This is a genomic window from Alcanivorax sp. NBRC 102024 (assembly GCF_001602235.1).
GTDB lineage: Bacteria > Pseudomonadota > Gammaproteobacteria > Pseudomonadales > Alcanivoracaceae > Alcanivorax.
The window spans coordinates 33,658-50,754 of sequence record NZ_BDAS01000007.1; the positions used below are offsets into that span (position 1 = coordinate 33,658).

Here is a 17,097-nt window from a genome sequence, read left to right on the forward strand (position 1 = left end):
AAACAAGGCGAGTGACGAAGAGCGAGCTTCGAAAGGCAACCCGGTGTTGGTTTTCGAAACTCGCTTCTCGCAACTCCCAGCCTGCCCTTTCCTGATCAGAACCGAGACCCCTTATGCACGCGTTCATTGGCCTTGGCAGCAATCTGGACCACCCCTCGCAACGGCTGATCTCGGCCCTGCGGGCGCTGCAACGGCTACCCGGCCTGACCCTGTGTCACCATTCGCGCCTGTATGCCAGCGCTCCTGTGGGCCCCCAGGACCAGCCGGACTACGTCAATGCCGTGGCCGACATTGACACCCCCCTCTCCCCCCACGCCCTGCTGCATACCCTGCAGGCCCTGGAACTGGCGGCGGGCCGGCAACGCCTGCGCCATTGGGGCGAACGCACCCTGGATCTGGACATCCTGCTGATCGGCGACAGCCACATTGACAGTGACGATCTGCAGGTTCCCCACCCGCAAATGACCCGGCGGGCTTTTGTGCTGGAACCGCTCCTGGAAATTTGCCCTCATGCCCTCTTGCCGGATGGCACCGCACTGCGTAGTTTTCTCGGTCAGGTAGCTGAACAACCGATTTCACCGTTGGCAGAGCTGGATCGCGATGCACTCATCGAATGACAAAACCCTAACCGAACGCATTGAACAACGTCGCCAGGCCCGCACGCTGCCGCGCTTTATCGCGGTAGAGGGGCCTATTGGTGCCGGCAAGACCAGCCTGGCGAAACGCCTGGCCATGACCTTTGGCTATGACCTGCTGCTGGAACAGGCCAGCGACAATCCCTTCCTCACCCGCTTTTATCAAGACCCGGCCCGTTATGCCCTGCAAACCGAGCTGTTCTTCCTGTTTCAGCGTGCCGACCAGTTACGCCAGATCCAGCAGCAGGACCTGTTCGCCGGGCCCCGTATCGCCGACTTCCTGATCGACAAGAACCGGCTGTTTGCCCGGGTCACTCTGGACGATGATGAATTCGAGCTATACCGCAATGTGGATGACCACCTCACTCTCGATGCACCACAACCGGATCTGGTGATTTATCTGCAGGCGCCTTCCCAGGTACTGCGCCAGCGCATCGGGCGCCGTGGCAACGATTTCGAGCAGGGCATCCAGAGCGATTACCTGGACCGTCTCAGCGATGCCTACACCGAATTCTTCCATTTTTATGACCGCGCACCGCTGCTGATCGTCAATGCGGCGGAGATTGATCTGGTCAACCACGATCGCGACTACCAGCAACTGGTGAGCGAGTTGCTGGACATCCGTTCCGGGCGCCACTATTTTAACCCCCGGCCGCTGGTCGACTGAGTTGAAAGTTCAAAGTTGAAAGCTCAAAAGCGCGGAATAGTATGTCGCCTCTCTGATGACGCCCTGCCCGCGACACTTTTGACAGCCTCGCGGGCACAACCTGTACACAGCGTCAGACTTGACCGCGTTTCAACTTTCAACTTTCACCTTTCAACTGAATTTCCCTGGGAGGTTTCCCATGTCAGTAACCATCCGCACCCTGCATAAACGCAAACAGGACGGCGAGAAATTTTCCGTACTCACCGCTTACGACGCCTGTTTTTCCCGGCTGATTTCGGAAGCCGGCGTAGACGCCATTCTGGTGGGGGATTCCCTGGGAAACGTGATACAGGGCCAGAGCAGCACGGTACCGGTGACCCTGGAACAGATGGCCTACCACACGGAATGCGTGGCCCGGGGCAATCAGGGCAGCCTGATCATTGCTGATGTGCCCTTCATGGGGGCCGCCACCCTGGAACGTGCGCTGGAAACCGCCACGGCGCTCATGCAGGCCGGCGCCAATATGGTCAAGCTGGAAGGCAGCGCCTGGCTGGCGGAGAGCATCGAGATTCTCAATCGCAATGGCATTCCGGTCTGTGCCCATCTGGGCCTGACGCCCCAGGCCGTCAATGCACTGGGGGGCTATCGGGTCCAGGGCAAGGATGACGCTGGCGCCAACGAATTGCTGGAAGCGGCAAAGACCCTGGACCAGGCTGGCGCCGCCATGCTCTTGCTGGAATGCGTTCCCCGGGCTCTCAGCGCTCGCATCACCCGGGAAGTGAGTGTGCCGGTCATCGGTATCGGGGCGGCCCCGGAATGCGACGCCCAGGTGCTTGTCATGCATGACATGCTCGGCATTAGCCCCGGTAAACCGGCCCGTTTTGTAAAGGATTTCATGGCAGACAACGGCGACATCCGCGCTGCCTTTAAGGCCTATGACCAGGCAGTGAAAGACGGCAGCTTTCCTGCCGATGAGCATTGTTTCTAGAAAAACCAGCGGCAAGCTACAAGCTTCAAGCTACAACGCGGGTCAGGACATCGTAAAACTGCAGCATTTTGGTCCGCGCACAAACGCTTGGGGAAGAATCCCCCGGCAAAAAATCGCGGGCAGGGAGCCAGTCAGTCAGCACTGGCCTCCCCCGCGCCTTGTAGCTTGAAGCTTGTGGCTTGCAGCTTTCTTACCCGAGGATTCCCGATGCAAACCGTCCATACTGTCTCCCAGGTTCGTGAATATGTGCGCGGCTGGCACCAGAAAGGTCTGTCCGTGGGGTTTGTGCCCACCATGGGCAACCTCCATGACGGTCATATCAGCCTGATCAAGGAAGCCCGTGCCCGTTGCGACGTGGTGGTGGTCTCCATCTTCGTCAACCCGACCCAGTTCGGCCCCAACGAGGATTTCGACCGCTACCCGCGCACCCTGGACGCGGATGCCGCTGCCCTGGTGGACGCGAGCACAGACCTGCTCTTTGCCCCCTCCGTGGACGAGATGTACCCCTCTGGCCAGAACCAGACCTGGGTAGACGTGGACGCTCTGGGCGATCATCTGTGCGGGGCCAGCCGGGAAGGTCACTTTCGGGGCGTTACCACGGTGGTGGCCAAACTGTTTAACATTGTTCAGCCGGATGTGGCCGTATTCGGCGAAAAGGACTTTCAGCAACTGGCCATTCTTCGCCGCATGAGCGAAGAACTGCTGTTTCCGGTCAAGATCGTCGGCGCCCCCACCAGTCGGGAGAGTGACGGTCTGGCGCGCAGTTCACGCAATGGCTTTTTGACCGAAAGTGAGCGCACACTCGCGCCACAGATATACCAAACCCTGCAAACCCTGAAAGCCGATATTGAAGGCGGCGAACAGGATTATCGGGCCCTGGAACAGCGCTACCGGGACAGCCTGAACCAGGCCGGCTTCCAGGTGGACTATCTGACTGTCGCCAACGCGCGCAGCCTGGCGCCCGCCAGCGCCGGGGATACCGATCTGGTGGTCGCTGTGGCCGCCAAACTGGGGAATACTCGATTGATAGACAATGTCAGTCTGGCCGTTGTGCGTGACCGGTGATTCATGCATACTTCCGGCCCCTTGAAGTGCCTGTGTGGTGGCAACACCGTGTGTCTGCAGGCTTCGGGTAGCGCAAGAGGTAACCAAGATGCAGTGCACCATGCTGAAAGCAAAACTCCATCAGGCTCGAGTCACCCACGCGGAACTTGAGTACGAAGGGTCCTGTGCCATTGACGGTGACCTGATGGACATGGCGGGTATCCTGGAATACGAACAGATCCAGATCTATAACATCGATAACGGTGAGCGCTTTGAAACCTACGCCATTCGTGGCGAAGCCGGTTCCAAGATCATCTCCGTCAACGGTGCCGCTGCGCATAAAGCCCAGCCTGGCCACCGGGTGATTATCTGCGCCTACGCCAGCTATTCCAGCGCCGAACTGGTCAACTTCAAGCCCAGCCTGATCTACATGGCGGAAGGCAACGAAGTCAAAGGCACCAGCAACGCGATTCCGGTACAGGTCGCCTGATACCGGAACCTGAAAAGGAATTCCTGAAACGCCGGCTTTTGCCGGCGTTTTTTTATGCCTCCGCTTTCCCGTGCCCCTTCCCCACCCGCCGCCATGCATTTGCGGTCGTTCACTGTTCTGTCCTTGGCCATTGACCAACACATTGTTTACTCTTGGTAGCAACCTAGCCGTTTCCCCCCTTCGACCATGGTTGAATAGCCAGCCGGGAAGCGTCACACAATAATCAAGGGAAAGCCGGGAGCCCCTGAAGCGCGCTCCCCACTGGCAGTATCCCAAGGAGGCCCTGATGTCCAAGACCCACATTCACCCTGTTCCCGCAGATTTCAAAGCCCAGACCCTGATGGATCGCGATACCTACGAGACATGGTATGCCCAGTCCATCAATGACCCGGATACCTTCTGGGCGGACCGGGCCCGGGAATTACTGGACTGGAAAACCCCCTGGGACACGGTCAGTGACTGGGACTTCCACGAAGGCCGTGCTGCCTGGTTCAAGGGCGCCACCCTCAACGTATGCTACAACTGTGTCGATCGCCATCTGCCAGAACGGGCCAACCAGACGGCCATTATCTGGGAAGGTGATGAGCCGGATCAGGACAAGCACATTTCCTACCAGCAATTGTTCGAGGAAGTCAGCAAATTCGGTAATGTGCTGAAAAGCCGTGGCGTTAAAAAAGGCGATCGCGTGGTGATCTACATGCCGATGATTCCCGAAGCCGCCTACGCCATGCTGGCCTGCGCCCGCATCGGCGCCATTCACTCCGTCGTGTTTGGCGGCTTCTCCCCGGAAGCCCTGAAAGATCGCATTCAGGATGCCGGTGCCTGTGCCGTCATCACCGCCGATGAAGGCGTACGCGGCGGCAAAACCGTCCCCCTGAAAGTGAATGCCGACAAGGCCATGGCCGGGATCGAGAGCGTGCATACCTGCCTGACGGTCAAACGCACCGGCGGCGATGTGGACTGGCAGGCAGACCGGGATGTCTGGTACCACGAGGCCATGGCGGAAGCCTCCAGCGACTGCGAACCGGAATGGGTCGAGGCGGAAGACCCGCTGTTCACCCTTTACACGTCCGGCTCTACGGGCAAGCCCAAGGGCGTCGTCCACACCACTGCCGGCTATCTGCTCAACACTGCACTGACCCATAAATATGTGTTTGATTACCACGAGGGTGACATCTACTGGTGCACCGCCGATGTGGGCTGGATCACCGGGCACAGCTATATTGTCTACGGACCGCTGGCCAATGGTGCCACCACCCTGATGTTCGAGGGCGTCCCCACTTACCCGGACGCCTCACGCTGCTGGCAAGTGGTGGACAAGCACAAGGTGAATATCTTCTACACCGCACCCACCGCCATTCGCGCCCTCATGGGCCTGGGCGACGAGCCGGTCACCAAAACCTCCCGGGCCAGCCTGAAGTTGCTGGGCACGGTAGGCGAACCGATCAACCCGGAAGCCTGGGAGTGGTATTACAAGGTGGTGGGCGAGTCCCGCTGTCCCATCGTGGATACCTGGTGGCAGACCGAAACCGGCGCCATCATGATCGCGCCGCTGCCGGGTGCCGTGGATCTGAAAGCCGGCTCTGCCACCCTGCCCATGTTCGGGGTGCAACCCGTGCTGATGGACCCGGACGGCAACGAGCTGGAGGGCGCCACCTCCGGCAATCTGGCCATCAAGGCCAGCTGGCCCAGCCAGATCCGTACCGTCTATGGCGATCACCAGCGGCTGATTGATACCTATTTCAGTGCCTACAAGGGCTACTACTTCACCGGTGACGGCGCCCGTCGCGACGAGGATGGTTACTACTGGATCACCGGTCGGGTGGACGACGTACTCAACGTCTCCGGCCACCGCCTGGGCACCGCCGAGATCGAGTCCGCCCTGGTACTGCATACCAGCATTTCCGAAGCTGCCGTGGTTGGCTACCAACACGATGTGAAGGGCCAGGGTATCTATGCCTACGTGTCGCTGATGGCCGGCAAGGAAGGCAGCGAGGAGCTGGTCAAGGAGCTTCGGGATATGGTGACCCAGGAAATTGGCCCCATCGCCAAACCGGACCTGATCCACTTCGCCCCCGGCCTCCCCAAAACCCGTTCCGGCAAGATCATGCGCCGCATCCTGCGCAAGATCGCCGCCAACGAGCTGGACAGCCTGGGCGATACCTCCACCCTCGCAGACCCGGCGGTGGTGGATCAGCTGATCGATACCCGGCTGAATCGGTAAGCAAAACCCAGCGTCATCGCAAGCAACAACAAAAAGGCAGCCATGTGGCTGCCTTTTGTTGTTGATCGGCAGATTACGCTACCTGCCCCTGTCACACCTACCCTTCGCATTTCTCTCACAGTCTCAATAGTCAATTTCGTACATATATCAGATCGCCTGACCGACAGACATATTTCTGTCATAAGGCATCCTTGCGCACGGAATCAACATGTTGAAAACCAAGGAGAAAACATGAAGAAGCTGATTGCGCTTGCCGCCGTTTCCGGCAGTCTGTTCCTGACCGGCTGTCAGACCCCCTACTCCCCCGGCCTGATCTACAGCGACATGGCCGCCCCAGTTGACGTGCGCGACAACGCTGTTGCCTGCACCAAGGAAGGCAGCGCCACCATGAAAAACTACCTGGGCTTCCTGGCCACGGGCGACGCCTCCACCGCCAAGGCCAAGCAGAACGCCGGTATCGCTCGTGTCGGCACCGTGGATGTACATTTCACCAATATCCTCGGCCTGTACGGCGAAACCACCACCACCGTCTGTGGTGACTAAAGCCTGCTCTTGCCAGCAACCCGGTATTCAGACACAAAAAAGGCCGGCATTTGCCGGCCTTTTTTGTGCAGCGAAGAAAGGGTTTAGTCTTCCTTGGCTTCCTTCATGGACAGCTTGATACGGCCACGCTGATCCACGTCGAGCACCTTCACCTTGATCAGGTCGCCTTCATTGACGTAGTCAGACACCTTCTCCACACGCTCTTCAGCGATCTGGGAGATGTGCAGCAGACCTTCGGTACCGGGCATAATCGCCACGAATGCGCCGAAATCCACCACCTTGGTGACCTTGCCTTCGTAGATAGCACCCACTTCCGCTTCGGCAGTGATCTCTTCCACACGGCGCACGGCTTCTTCCGCTTTCTCGCGGGTCTCACCGTAGATCTTCACGCTGCCATCGTCTTCCAGATCGATGGTACAGCCAGTCTCTTCGGTCAGCGCACGGATGGTGGCGCCGCCTTTACCGATCACGTCACGGATCTTGTCCGGGTTGATCTTCAGGGTCAGCAGGGTCGGCGCATTGTCAGATACCTGGGTGCGGGACTCAGCAATCGCCTTGGCCATTTCACCGAGGATATGGATACGACCGGCATTGGCCTGCTCCAGGGCCTTTTCCATGATCTCTTCAGTGATGCCTTCGATCTTGATATCCATCTGCAGGGCGGTGACGCCACGGGCAGTACCGGCCACCTTGAAGTCCATGTCGCCCAGGTGATCTTCGTCACCGAGGATATCGGACAGTACCGCGAAGCGGCCGTCTTCTTCCTTCACCAGGCCCATGGCGATCCCGGCCACCGGCGCGGTCAGGGGCACACCGGCATCCATCAGCGCCATGGAGGTGCCACAGACGGACGCCATGGAGGAGGAACCGTTGGACTCAGTGATCTCGGACACCACGCGAATGGAGTACGGGAAATCTTTTTCGTTGGGCACGACCGCTTCCACACCGCGACGGGCCAGACGGCCGTGGCCGATCTCGCGACGCTTGGGAGAGCCGATCATGCCGGTTTCGCCCACACAGTAGGGAGGGAAGTTGTACTGCAGCATGAAGTGGTCCTGACGGGACCCTTCCAGTGCATCGATAAACTGGGCATCACGCATGCCGCCCAGGGTGGCAGTAACGATTGCCTGGGTTTCGCCACGGGTGAACAGGGCGGAACCGTGAGTCTTGGCCAGCACGCCCACTTGACACTCGATAGCACGCACCGCATCCAGGGCGCGACCGTCGATACGTGGCTTGCCGGACACGACAGCTTCACGGACCACGGATTTCTCGACCTTGCCGAACAGCTCCTTCACTTCGCCGGCTTCCGGGGCACCTTCTTCACCGGTAGCAAACGCGTCTACGCAGGCATCACGCAGCTCGCCCACTTTGGCGTAACGGGCCATCTTCTCGGTGATGGTATAGGCTTCGGCCAGAGCGCCTTCGAACTTTTCCTTGATGGCGTTTTTCAGCTCGGTGTTCTCGGCAGGTGCCTGCCAGTCCCACTTCGGGGTGCCCACTTCGGCGGCAAATTCCTTGATGCCCTGGATTACCGGCTGCATCTCCATGTGACCAAACAGCACCGCACCCAGCATCTGGTCTTCGGACAGCTCCTTGGCTTCGGATTCCACCATCAATACGGCAGGCTCGGTACCGGCAACCACCAGGTCCAGCGCGGATTCTTCCAGCTCACTGCGGCTGGGGTTGAGGATGTACATGCCATCCTTGAAACCCACGCGGGCGGCGCCGATAGGGCCACCGAACGGAATACCGGAAATGGACAGGGCGGCGGAAGTGCCGATCAGGGCGGCGATATCCGGATCCTGGTTCTTGTCAGCGGACATGACCGTGGCCACAACCTGCACTTCATTCATGAAGCCCTTGGGAAACAGCGGGCGAATGGGGCGATCAATCAGGCGGCAGGTCAGGGTTTCTTTTTCGCTGGGACGACCTTCACGCTTGAAGAAGCCACCCGGGATACGGCCGGCGGCGTAGGTCTTTTCCTGGTAGTTAACGGTCAGGGGGAAGAAGTTCTTGCTGGGATCCGCTTCTTTCTTGCCTACTACGGTGACCAGCACTTCGGTGTCACCGATACGGACCATGACAGCGGCGGTGGCCTGGCGGGCAATTTGCCCGGTTTCCAGGGTTACCGTGTCACGGCCGAACTGAATCTGTTTAGTGATTTTATTGAACATATCTCGTCTCTTCTCTCTTCACGACAATCTTCGAGGCCCATGCCTCTGATAACAATTCATCTTTTGCCCGGGCATCATATCCCGCCAGGGCGCCTGGCCCAACCGTAAATTGGCCCGGAGACACGCCTGAGCCCTCTGGCCCACGATACCTCGACGCGATCTTACCGCCCGATTTTCCGCAGGCCAGAAACAACAGAAGCCCGGCGGCTGCCGAGCTTCTGTTGGGGTTACCCGATCTGCTGTCTTTTAGCGACGCAGACCCAGCTTTTCAATCAGCTGCAGGTAACGGGTACGGTCCTTCTTGGCCAGGTAGTCCAGCAGCTTACGACGCTGGTTTACCATGCGGATCAGGCCGCGACGGCTGTGGTGATCCTTCTTGTGACCCTTGAAGTGGTCCTGCAGGCCGTTGATGTTGGCGCTCAGCAGAGCAATCTGCACTTCCGGGGAACCGGTATCGCCTTCTTTCTGGCCGTGCTCTTTCAGGATTTCCGCTTTCTGTTCAGTGGTTAATGCCATGCTATTTCTCCAATATGCTCAATAAAAAGACGCGGTCAGCCATGCATATTTATAGCTGCCGTCTGTGGATGGGCGTCTCAGCCCGATACCAGTCGACGCGGCGCAATGCGCCCGTCTTCCAGCACTTCACCGACACCCAGAAATTCTTCACTGGATGCCTGGTAAATACTGACCCAGCCGTCCGCGGGACGGTCTGAGCTCATCACTGGCTGACCCTGCTGCAGGTAATAGGCAGCATTATCACCCAGCTCAATGCGCGGCCAGTCTGCCACGCTGGTAGATAAAGGCAAGAGCAGCTCGTCGATTGCCTCAAAACCACCGGTTTCCTTGATCTTGCCCAGCTGCTCCAGGGTCAGCATGCGTTCCGCCGGGTAGGGGCCGGCTGACAAGCGGCGCAGCGCCGTCACATGGCCGCCACAACCCAGCTTTTCACCGGTATCTTCCACCAGCGAGCGCACATAGGTGCCTTTGGAACAATCCACCTCGAATTCCAGCTCATCACCTTCGATTCGCAGGATGCGGATATCATAAATCGTTACCGGGCGCGCTTTGCGCTCCACGGTTTTGCCTTCGCGGGCCAGCTTGTAGAGCGGCACGCCATCATACTTGATCGCCGAATACATGCTCGGCACCTGCTCGATATCCCCCTTAAAGGACATCAGGGCATCTTCAATCTGGGCCGGGCTGGCGGTTACGTCGGCGGTTCTGACTACCTCACCATCCGCATCACCGGTTTCCGTGATCACGCCTAATTTGGCGGTCACCCGGTAGCTCTTGTCAGATTCCAGCAGGAACTGGCTGAACTTGGTGGCTTCACCAAAACAGATCGGCAACATCCCGGTAGCCAGTGGGTCCAGGCTACCGGTGTGGCCGGCCTTGGCTGCCGCAAACATTTTCTTGGCCATCTGCAGGGCACCATTACTGCTGACGCCACTGTTTTTATCCAACAGCAGAATGCCGTTGACGTTACGGCCACGGGGACGACGTTTTGCCACCTGACAGCTCCGCTACACTAATCGTTTTCGGTTTCGTCGTTGTCCGGACGCAATTCCCGGTCTTCCGCGCGGGCGTCATCGATCAGCTGGGAAAGATGGGCCGCCCGCTCCGGGGTCATGTCGTAATGGAAACGCAATTTCGGGGTAGTGCGGGTATTGAGGCTTTGCGCCAGGCTGCTGCGCAGGAAACCACTGGCTTTCACCAGCACGGCTTCCGCTTCCGCGCCCTCTTCCTCTCCTTTGCCAAGCAACGTGAAATACACGTCGGCAAAGGACAGGTCCCGGGACACCGTCACATCCTGAATGGTGGCCAGGTTTACCCGCGGGTCTTTCATTTCAAACTGCAATAACCGCGACAGCTCACGCTGAATCTGGTCGGCAATCCGATCAGTGCGGTTAAAGCCCTGCGGGCGACGATGACGACTCATGGTTAACGGGGCACGCTCCTTACAGGAAGCGCGCCACCTCCTTCACTTCGAAGACTTCGATCTTGTCGCCTTCCTTCACGTCGTTGTAGCTCTTCACGGCAATACCACACTCCATGCCGTTGCGAACTTCCTGGACGTCGTCCTTGAAGCGACGCAGGGACTCCAGCTCGCCCTCGAAGACCACCACATCGTCGCGCAGCACGCGGATCGGCCGATTGCGGTACAAGGTACCTTCGATAACCATACAGCCAGCCACGGCACCGAACTTGGAGGAACGGAACACATCGCGAACCTGGGCGGTACCGAGAATCTCTTCGCGCTTCTCCGGCGCCAGCAGGCCGCTCATGGCCGACTTGACGTCGTCGATCAGCTCATAGATGACGCTGTAGTAGCGCAGATCCAGACCTTCCTGCTCGCACAGTTTCTTGGCCTTGGAATCAGCACGGACGTTGAAGCCCAGCAGCACGGCTTCACTGGTCATGGCCAGATTGACGTCGGACTCGTTGATCGCACCGACGCCGGCAGACACCAGGTTCACCTTCACCTCTTCCGTGCCCAGATCATTAAGGGCACCGGTGAGGGCTTCCAGGGAACCGCGCACATCGGTCTTGAGAACGATGTTGACGGTCTTGATTTCTTCGCTGCCCATGTTGGCAAACAGGTTTTCCAGCTTGGACGCCTGTTGACGCTTGAGCTTCAGGTCACGGTCACGCTCCTGACGGAACTCGGCCACTTCGCGGGCTTTCTTCTCGTCGGGAACAACCTGTACCTGTTCACCCGCTTCCGGGGCACCGTCCAGGCCCAGCACTTCCACCGGAATGGAGGGGCCGGCAGAGGTGATCGGCTTGCCGTTCTCGTCCACCATGGCCCGCACGCGACCGAAGTGCGCACCGGCCAGCAGCATGTCACCAATATTCAGCTCACCTGCCTGCACCAGAATGGAGGCAACGGTACCGCGACCTTTTTCAATGCGCGATTCGATCACCACACCGGTGGCCGAGCCGGTGGCCGGCGATTTCAGTTCCAGCAATTCTGACTGCAGCAGGATGGCATCCAGCAGGTCATCCACGCCCTGGCCGGAGTGCGCGGATACGTTGATGAACTGATATTCACCGCCCCACTCTTCCGGAATCACGTCCTTGGTGGCCAGCTCGTTACGAACCCGGTCCGGGTCTGCCTGCTCTTTATCAATCTTGTTCACGGCAATGATGATCGGGGCACCGGATGCCTTGGCGTGATTGATCGCCTCTTCGGTTTGCGGCATCACGCCATCGTCTGCGGCGACTACAATCACCACGATATCAGTGGCTTTGGCACCACGCGCACGCATGGCCGTAAAGGCGGCGTGACCCGGGGTGTCCAGGAAGGTGATCATGCCCTTCTCATGCTGTACGTGGTAAGCACCGATGTGCTGGGTAATGCCGCCCGCTTCACCGTCGGCCACCTTGGCCTTGCGGATATAATCCAGCAGGGAGGTTTTACCGTGGTCCACGTGCCCCATGATGGTGACTACCGGCGCACGATCATTCAGGTCCACATCGTCACGGTTGACCATATCGGCCAGGTGATCTTCGAGAACTTCTTCCTGACCTTTGCTGGCGACGGCCTTGTGGCCCATTTCTTCCACCAGCAAAAACGCGGTTTCCTGATCAATAAACTGGTTGACCGTCGCCATTTCACCCATCTTCATCATGGCCTTGATCAGTTCCTTGGCCTTGATGTTCATGCGCTGGGCCAGATCGCCCACGGTAATGGTTTCCGGTACTTCGACTTCGTAGATTTTCTTCTCCGTCGGGGTTTTAAAGCCGTGCTGCTTGTTCATGGAGCTCTTCATCTGCCCATGAGCAACGCCCGCCGATTTCGGCTTGCGGCGACGACGACGAGACTGGCGCTCTTCACGCTGATAACTGGCTTCCTGGGCGGCAACAACAATGGAAGACCCTTTGTCTTCCTCTTCTTCAGGCTTTTTCTCTTCCTGATCGCCACGTTTTTCCAGCTCAGCAGCAATCCGCGCCGCTTCTTCAGCAGTACGGCGAGCGGCTTCTTCTTCCGCTTTCTTGCGAGCTTCGGCTTCTTGCTTGCGCTTGGCCTCATCCGCTTCACGCTGCTTGCGTTCCGCTTCCTCGCGCTTGGCTTTCTCTTCCGGGGTTTCGGTCTTGGCTGGCTTCTTGGCGGTTGCCGTCTTGGGCACGGAGACACGCTTGGTCTTTTCTTCCGCCGCCTTTTCACCTGCAGCCTTACGCTCGGCTTCCGCACGAGCCTTGGCTTCTTCCTCTTTCTTGCTGGCCGCTTCTTCTTCGGCCTGACGCTTGGCCGCTTCTTCCGCCTTGCGTTTCTCTTCTTCCGCCAGACGCGCAGCCTCTTCCGCCGCCTTGCGTTCGGCTTCTTCGCGTTCCTGCTCCTCAAGCGCTTCGCGCTTCACGTAGGTGCGCTTCTTGCGCACTTCCACGTTAACGGTCTTGGATTTGCCCGCCGCACCGGTGGTCTTGATAGTGCTGGTGGACTTGCGCTTGAGGGTAATCTTCTTGGCTTCGGTATCCGCGGCACCATGGGACTTGCGCAGATGGGCAAGAAGCTGCTGCTTCTGCTCATCGGAGACCACTTCGCTGGCATCGCCATGGGGTAGCCCGGCGTCTTTCATCTGCGAAAGCAGTTTCTCGACGGGGGTCCCTACGATGTCGGCCAGTTTCTTTACGGTCGTTTCTGCCATGTCAGCAACACTCTCCTGTCCGTCTCTAGCAGGCTATTGAAAATAGCCTGGGCCATTGCCCTCGGGGCGAATGACCGCGCTGCCCGGCACATTCCGGTCAGCGCATTGTGTGCTTATCTTTGCGGGCCATACCGCGAAGATAGCTTGAAAAGCACCTTATGGCCTTTTCAACACCCTGCTGTTGGTGCCCGCGTCCAATCCGCCAGGATTAACAGGCTGCTGGAAAGCCCCTTGCATGCTCAGCGTGGCCTGAAGCGTGCAGCTGTTGTGTCTTGTCTCGACGGACAGGGTGGTTCCCTTTCCTAGAGGCAAGGCGCAGCAGATGTGCGCTTCAGGCCGCGCCCTCCGGGTCTTCCAGGCTGGCCCGTACTCGTTGTTGCAATTTTTCGATGGGTGGACACACACCTTCAAAATTGCGCCTAGATTACGAGCCAGCCTGAAAGACTGAGCACGCAAGGGGCTTTCCAGCAGCCTGTAAGGCCGTTACGCCCCGGCTTCATTTTCATCAGCGAACCAGGGGGCCCGGGCAGTCATGATCAGCTCGGCGGCACGCTCTTCGCTCATGCCACTGATGTCCATCAAATCATCCACCGCCTGTTCGGCCAGATCTTCCATGGTGGGGATACCGCGCGATGCCAGTTCCACAGCCAGGTCACGATCCATGCCTTCCATATTGAGAAGGTCTTCAGCAGGCTCGGCCAGCTCGAATTTCTCTTCGGATACCAGGGCTTTGGTCAGCAGGACATCCTTGGCGCGCTGGCGCAGGGCGTCGACGATATCTTCATCGAACCCGTCGATAGCGAGCATCTCTTCTTCCGGCACGTAGGCCACTTCTTCCAGGGTGGTAAAACCTTCATCCACCAGAATGCCGGCAACATCTTCGTCCACGTCCAGTTCTTTCATGAACGTTTCCAGTGCCTGGGCAGCTTCCTCTTCCTGTTTGTTCTGGGCATCGTCAAGGGTCATGACGTTGAGTTCCCAGCCAGTCAGTTCAGAGGCCAAACGGATATTCTGGCCGCTACGGCCGATGGCCTGAGCCAGAGCGGACTCGTCTTCCACCGCGATATCCATGGAGTGACTTTCTTCATCCATAACAATGGAAGCCACTTCCGCCGGCTGCATGGCATTGATCACCAACTGTGCCGGGTTGTCGTCCCACAGGACGATATCGATACGTTCACCGGCGAGCTCATTGGAGACCGCCTGAACACGGGCACCGCGCATACCCACGCAGGCACCGACCGGATCAATACGCTGGTCATTGCTTTTCACGGCAATCTTGGCACGGGAGCCAGGATCTCGGGCAGCGCCCTTGATTTCGATCAGCTCTTCACCGATTTCCGGCACTTCGATCTTGAACAGCTCGACCAGCATGTCCGGGCAGGCTCGGCTGGCAAACAGCTGCGGGCCACGGTTTTCTTCGTTCACGCCCAGCAAATACGCACGGATTCGGTCATTCTGACGCACCGCTTCACGGGGAATCATGTGCTCGCGGGTGATCAACGCTTCCGCATTCCCGCCCAGATCCAGAACGATGGAATCCCGGTTGGCTTTTTTGACGATGCCGCTGATCAACTCACCAATGCGATCACGATACTCTTCGATGATCTGGCGACGCTCGGCTTCGCGCACTTTCTGCACGATAACCTGTTTGGCAGTCTGGGCACCGATACGACCGAAGGCTTCCGATTCGATCTCTTCTTCCCAGGTGTCACCAATCTGCAGAGACGGATCCTGCTCATGGGCTTCATCAAGGGTCAGCTGTTTACCGAATTCATAAAGCTCTTCGTCGGGTACGACGTGCCATACGCGGAACGTGCGGGAATCGCCGGATACCCGGTCAATATCCACGCGAATTTCCACGTCTTCTTCCTTAAAGCGTTTTTTGGTAGCGGCCGCCAGTGCCAGCTCGATGGCCTCGAAAATCACGTCACGGCTGACGCCTTTTTCGTTTGATACGGTTTCCGCTACCAGCAGGATCTCTTTGTTCATGGCCAAGCCTTTACAAAGACAAAGTTCTTCAGGGCGTGCTCAGTCGAAGCGAGGCTGCAACCGGGCACGATCTACCTGACTGTAAGGAATACGCAGAGTGTCGCCATCAAGCTCCACCACCAGCGTTTCGCCATCCACGGCCACAATGGCCGCCGTTATTTTACGCTTGCCTGAAACCGGTGCCAGCAACTTCAGCTGAACATCTTCACCGATATAGTCGGCATATTGCGCAATATCAAACATGGGCCGATCCATCCCCGGCGAAGACACCTCCAGGTTGTATTCGCCAGGTATTGGATCTTCCACATCCAGCACGCCGCTGATTTCGTGACTCACCGCCGCGCAATTATCTACTGTGATACCGTCGTTGTGGTCGATATAGACACGCAAAACAGCCCCGCGCCCCTGGATATGTTCAATACCCCAAAGCACGAAGCCCAAGTCCTCAACGACCGGAGCCAGCAGCTCCGTCAATTGCTCTACGCGTTTCGACATGTCCTTTCCGACAGTACAAACAAAAAATGGGCCTGGGGACAATACAGCCACTGCAAGGAAGCCATGCAATCGACCGCACATCCACCGCCCATTCCACTGCTGCGGATAACAAAAGGCCCCTGCTAGAGGGGCCTTTTGTCCGCTTTGAACCCGCCGTAGCCGGTTCTTCTAAGTGGTAGCGGGGGCAGGATTTGAACCTACGACCTTCGGGTTATGAGCCCGACGAGCTACCAGACTGCTCCACCCCGCAATAAACCGTTGAACCGTAAGCGCCCCTCGGCACTCGATCTGCATTCTGGTGCGTGCAGATCTTTTGGTTCCAGCTGACTGAGCCTGACTCGCTAAAGCTGCTCAACCGGCCTCAAATATCGAGCGCAAATAGTACTTAGAGGCGCTCACTCTGTCAAGGCGAAGACGAAAAAAACATTTATTTTTCGCTGCCTTAGCACAACAAGGAGCACGCCCCTTCTGTGCAGCTGCAAGCACTCCTGTGCCCGCATTACCGACACGGCTGGCGACGTTTTTTGTCGCAGAAACCAGGCCGGCAGACACAACCGCGTTGTGCCGTTTTGGTGATCGCAGACTTCCGCCATCACCCCGATCAAGACAGTCAAGCGCTGTCTGGCCGGACCGAGATCCACTCAGGACCTCTCTTCCAAATTGGTGCCGAAGGCCGGACTTGAACCGGCACGAGCGAAGCTCACTACCCCCTCAAGATAGCGTGTCTACCAATTCCACCACTTCGGCAAAGAACGCTTTACTTACTGCTCCGACTGAGGCACTTCAGTCGGGGCCGGGGATTCTACCCCAGCTTGAGGCACATCCGAAACCTCTTTTTGCGCCGGCACCTCATCGGATGCCACAGGCACCTCTGACAGAGTGGCGGGCACATCAGAATCCACTGGAGCCGCGGGCACATCGTCTTCCTGCTGCTCAAGGGTTTCCAGTTCCGGCAAGAAGCTGCGCACACCCTCGGCTTCCTGGCGCGCCATCCAGGCCAGCGCCATGCTGGTGACAAAGAACACCACCGCCAGCAGCGCCGTGGCACGGGTCAGGAAATTGGCTGACCCGGCACTGCCAAATACGGTCTGCGATCCCCCGCCACCGAAAGAGGCTCCGGCATCGGCACCTTTACCGTGCTGAATCAGCACCAGACCGATCAGGCCAAGGGCCGCCAGTACATGCACTACGTGAACAACAATATCCATAATGAC

15 protein-coding genes and 2 tRNA genes are annotated in these 17,097 nt (G+C 58.3%); 7 read left to right on the forward strand and 10 right to left on the reverse strand.

Translation table 11 applies throughout. From position 1 onward, the window contains the following. Window positions 1-113 precede the first annotated feature (113 nt). From folK to A0251_RS17520, 7 genes are all read left to right on the forward strand, one after another. A complete protein-coding gene (folK, locus tag A0251_RS11840; protein ID WP_062817063.1) occupies window positions 114-617 on the forward strand; it encodes a 2-amino-4-hydroxy-6-hydroxymethyldihydropteridine diphosphokinase in 504 nt (167 codons plus the stop codon). After that, window positions 601-1,302 (forward strand): deoxynucleoside kinase, encoded by a 702-nt coding sequence (locus A0251_RS11845; protein ID WP_062817064.1) that lies wholly within the window; start codon window positions 601-603, stop codon window positions 1,300-1,302. Before folK ends, A0251_RS11845 begins: the two co-directional genes overlap by 17 nt. A 178-nt stretch (window positions 1,303-1,480) precedes the next feature. Next, window positions 1,481-2,269 carry a 3-methyl-2-oxobutanoate hydroxymethyltransferase gene (gene panB, locus A0251_RS11850; RefSeq protein WP_062817065.1) on the forward strand — a complete coding sequence of 263 codons (789 nt, stop codon included), beginning with the start codon at window positions 1,481-1,483 and terminating at the stop codon, window positions 2,267-2,269. Window positions 2,270-2,476: 207 nt separating this feature from the next. After that, window positions 2,477-3,334 (forward strand): pantoate--beta-alanine ligase, encoded by an 858-nt coding sequence (gene panC / locus A0251_RS11855; protein WP_062817066.1) that lies wholly within the window; start codon window positions 2,477-2,479, stop codon window positions 3,332-3,334. Window positions 3,335-3,422: 88 nt separating this feature from the next. Beyond that, complete coding sequence (panD, locus tag A0251_RS11860; protein ID WP_035248421.1) at window positions 3,423-3,803, forward strand: aspartate 1-decarboxylase; 381 nt, start codon at window positions 3,423-3,425, stop codon at window positions 3,801-3,803. Between the two features lie 286 nt (window positions 3,804-4,089). Beyond that, the gene (acs, locus tag A0251_RS11865; protein WP_062817067.1) at window positions 4,090-6,027 is read left to right on the forward strand and encodes an acetate--CoA ligase; all 1,938 of its coding nucleotides are present in this window, start codon (window positions 4,090-4,092) and stop codon (window positions 6,025-6,027) included. A gap of 231 nt (window positions 6,028-6,258) precedes the next feature. Then, complete coding sequence (locus A0251_RS17520; RefSeq protein ID WP_062817068.1) at window positions 6,259-6,570, forward strand: TRL-like family protein; 312 nt, start codon at window positions 6,259-6,261, stop codon at window positions 6,568-6,570. Window positions 6,571-6,653: 83 nt separating this feature from the next. Here the strand turns inward: A0251_RS17520 and pnp are convergent, their stop codons facing one another. The 10 genes from pnp to secG all read right to left on the reverse strand — a co-directional run bounded on the left by pnp (window position 6,654) and on the right by secG (window position 17,091). Continuing rightward, window positions 6,654-8,747, reverse strand: coding sequence for a polyribonucleotide nucleotidyltransferase (gene pnp / locus A0251_RS11875; protein ID WP_062817069.1), 2,094 nt, complete (start codon window positions 8,745-8,747; stop codon window positions 6,654-6,656). 246 nt (window positions 8,748-8,993) lie between these two features. Continuing rightward, entirely contained in the window at window positions 8,994-9,263 is a 270-nt protein-coding gene (rpsO, locus tag A0251_RS11880; protein ID WP_062817070.1) for a 30S ribosomal protein S15, read from the reverse strand. Window positions 9,264-9,340: 77 nt separating this feature from the next. Further along, window positions 9,341-10,258: a tRNA pseudouridine(55) synthase TruB gene (gene truB, locus A0251_RS11885; RefSeq protein WP_062817071.1), complete on the reverse strand. Its 918-nt coding sequence runs from the start codon at window positions 10,256-10,258 to the stop codon at window positions 9,341-9,343. A 17-nt stretch (window positions 10,259-10,275) separates the two neighbouring features. Next, a complete protein-coding gene (gene rbfA, locus A0251_RS11890) occupies window positions 10,276-10,686 on the reverse strand; it encodes a 30S ribosome-binding factor RbfA (RefSeq protein WP_062817072.1) in 411 nt (136 codons plus the stop codon). Between the two features lie 19 nt (window positions 10,687-10,705). Continuing rightward, a complete protein-coding gene (gene infB, locus A0251_RS11895) occupies window positions 10,706-13,396 on the reverse strand; it encodes a translation initiation factor IF-2 (RefSeq protein WP_062817073.1) in 2,691 nt (896 codons plus the stop codon). Window positions 13,397-13,879: 483 nt separating this feature from the next. Then, on the reverse strand, window positions 13,880-15,388 hold the full coding sequence (gene nusA / locus A0251_RS11900) for a transcription termination factor NusA (RefSeq protein ID WP_062817074.1): 1,509 nt from the start codon (window positions 15,386-15,388) through the stop codon (window positions 13,880-13,882). A gap of 39 nt (window positions 15,389-15,427) precedes the next feature. Next, window positions 15,428-15,883, reverse strand: coding sequence for a ribosome maturation factor RimP (rimP, locus tag A0251_RS11905; RefSeq protein WP_062817075.1), 456 nt, complete (start codon window positions 15,881-15,883; stop codon window positions 15,428-15,430). Between the two features lie 173 nt (window positions 15,884-16,056). Beyond that, window positions 16,057-16,133: transfer RNA gene (locus A0251_RS11910), tRNA-Met, on the reverse strand. A gap of 411 nt (window positions 16,134-16,544) precedes the next feature. Beyond that, window positions 16,545-16,630, reverse strand: a tRNA-Leu gene (locus A0251_RS11920). A 14-nt stretch (window positions 16,631-16,644) separates the two neighbouring features. Beyond that, the gene (gene secG / locus A0251_RS11925) at window positions 16,645-17,091 is read right to left on the reverse strand and encodes a preprotein translocase subunit SecG (RefSeq protein ID WP_062817077.1); all 447 of its coding nucleotides are present in this window, start codon (window positions 17,089-17,091) and stop codon (window positions 16,645-16,647) included. Between the last annotated feature and the right edge of the window lie 6 nt (window positions 17,092-17,097).